General features: G+C 43.6%; 2 tRNA genes and 2 rRNA genes (1 of these 4 cut by a window edge). All 4 read left to right on the top strand.

The window, feature by feature from the left end:
• Positions 1–214 precede the first annotated feature (214 nt).
• A 16S ribosomal RNA gene (locus QBK95_RS22745) occupies positions 215–1738 on the top strand.
• Between the two features lie 140 nt (positions 1739–1878).
• Positions 1879–1952: transfer RNA gene (locus QBK95_RS22750), tRNA-Ile, on the top strand.
• A 125-nt stretch (positions 1953–2077) separates the two neighbouring features.
• Positions 2078–2151 (top strand) — tRNA-Ala (locus tag QBK95_RS22755).
• Between the two features lie 240 nt (positions 2152–2391).
• Positions 2392–2500 (top strand): 23S ribosomal RNA (locus QBK95_RS22760); it runs 2712 nt beyond the window's last position.
• The 16S and 23S rRNA genes sit together here with 2 tRNA genes alongside, the layout of an rRNA operon.

Below are 2500 nucleotides of genomic sequence, written 5' to 3' on the forward strand. Positions count from 1 at the left end.
ATTTTTAGGGTTCGATTCCTTAGTAATTAACGATTAACGACTGACGATGAAGATTGTTTGGTTTAGTTAAAAAAGTTCATTGATATATTGATTGACAGCGCGTATAATAATTGCATTTATGTAGTTATTTTACAGATAAGAATTAAGACTAGAAGCATTTTTGAGAAAACGATTAAAATTCCTATTGTTATTGTTAAATAATATTTAAGAATACACGATGAAGAGTTTGATCCTGGCTCAGGATGAACGCTAGCGGCAGGCTTAACACATGCAAGTCGAGGGGTAACAGAGGTAGCTTGCTACTTGCTGACGACCGGCGCACGGGTGCGTAACGCGTATAGAACCTACCTTATAGTAAGGGATAGCCCAGAGAAATTTGGATTAATACCTTATAGTATCTTAAATGAGCATTCATTAAAGATTAAAGATTTATCGCTATAAGATGGCTATGCGTTCTATTAGCTAGTTGGTATGGTAACGGCATACCAAGGCAACGATAGATAGGGGTCCTGAGAGGGAGATCCCCCACACTGGTACTGAGACACGGACCAGACTCCTACGGGAGGCAGCAGTGAGGAATATTGGACAATGGAGGCAACTCTGATCCAGCCATGCCGCGTGTAGGAAGACTGCCCTATGGGTTGTAAACTACTTTTATAGAGGAAGAAACAGTTCCACGAGTGGAACTCTGACGGTACTCTACGAATAAGGATCGGCTAACTCCGTGCCAGCAGCCGCGGTAATACGGAGGATCCAAGCGTTATCCGGAATCATTGGGTTTAAAGGGTCCGTAGGCGGGTCTGTAAGTCAGTGGTGAAAGTTTTCGGCTCAACCGGAAAATTGCCATTGATACTGCAGGTCTTGAATCATTATGAAGTGGTTAGAATGTGTAGTGTAGCGGTGAAATGCATAGATATTACACAGAATACCGATTGCGAAGGCAGATCACTAATAATGTATTGACGCTAAGGGACGAAAGCGTGGGTAGCGAACAGGATTAGATACCCTGGTAGTCCACGCCGTAAACGATGGTTACTAGCTGTTCGGATTTCGATCTGAGTGGCTAAGCGAAAGTGATAAGTAACCCACCTGGGGAGTACGTTCGCAAGAATGAAACTCAAAGGAATTGACGGGGGCCCGCACAAGCGGTGGAGCATGTGGTTTAATTCGATGATACGCGAGGAACCTTACCAGGGCTTAAATGTAGTATGACAGGTTTAGAGATAGACTTTTCTTCGGACATATTACAAGGTGCTGCATGGTTGTCGTCAGCTCGTGCCGTGAGGTGTCAGGTTAAGTCCTATAACGAGCGCAACCCCTGTTGTTAGTTGCCATCGAGTAATGTCGGGAACTCTAACAAGACTGCCGGTGCAAACCGCGAGGAAGGTGGGGATGACGTCAAATCATCACGGCCCTTACGTCCTGGGCCACACACGTGCTACAATGGCCGGTACAGAGAGCAGCCACTAGGTGACTAGGAGCGAATCTATAAAACCGGTCACAGTTCGGATCGGAGTCTGCAACTCGACTCCGTGAAGCTGGAATCGCTAGTAATCGGATATCAGCCATGATCCGGTGAATACGTTCCCGGGCCTTGTACACACCGCCCGTCAAGCCATGGAAGCTGGGGGTACCTGAAGTCCGTCACCGTAAGGAGCGGCCTAGGGTAAAACTGGTAACTGGGGCTAAGTCGTAACAAGGTAGCCGTACCGGAAGGTGCGGCTGGAACACCTCCTTTCTAGAGAAAGACGATACAATTGGAATTGTTATTTCGAGGTGTTTTTAGTCTTATGCTGTTAATTAATTTATTGTATAGTTGTAGTTTGTGGTTGTTAGTTTGTCTAATAACGATTAAGCATCAATTATCAACTATGAAGAAGTCTCATAGCTCAGCTGGTTAGAGCGCTACACTGATAATGTAGAGGTCGGCAGTTCGAGTCTGCCTGAGACTACAATGTTGCAAGACATTACAAAGAAGTTCATTGATTATAGTATTGAAAAGGAAATTCTAGAAGATAGAGTTTAAGTCACATTATTCGTAATTCTAAATTCGACATTCGGGATTTTGCATAATAATGGGGGATTAGCTCAGCTGGCTAGAGCGCCTGCCTTGCACGCAGGAGGTCATCGGTTCGACTCCGATATTCTCCACGATTCTTTAGGTATAAGGATTGATAGTTTATAAATCACAGGATTCATTCAATTGAAAAAGTATTTATGTTCATCATTTTTGTGCTGTTATTAAGAAAAACGTTCATTGACATATTGATTTAAAGAATACGAGCGTTAGATGTTCTCACAGGAGACATTTAACGACAAAAATAAAAGAGCGATAATACAATAGTTACTGTTGTATTATCAAAAACTAAAAGAGCAAGTTAAAGCAAAGACGCATAAGCTAATTAAGGGCGTATGGGGAATGCCTAGGCTCTCAGAGGCGATGAAGGACGTGATAAGCTGCGAAAAGCTGTGGGGAGTGGCACATACACTATGATCCGCA

It is taken from the genome of Aquimarina mycalae (assembly GCF_029906345.1).
Classification (GTDB): domain Bacteria; phylum Bacteroidota; class Bacteroidia; order Flavobacteriales; family Flavobacteriaceae; genus Aquimarina.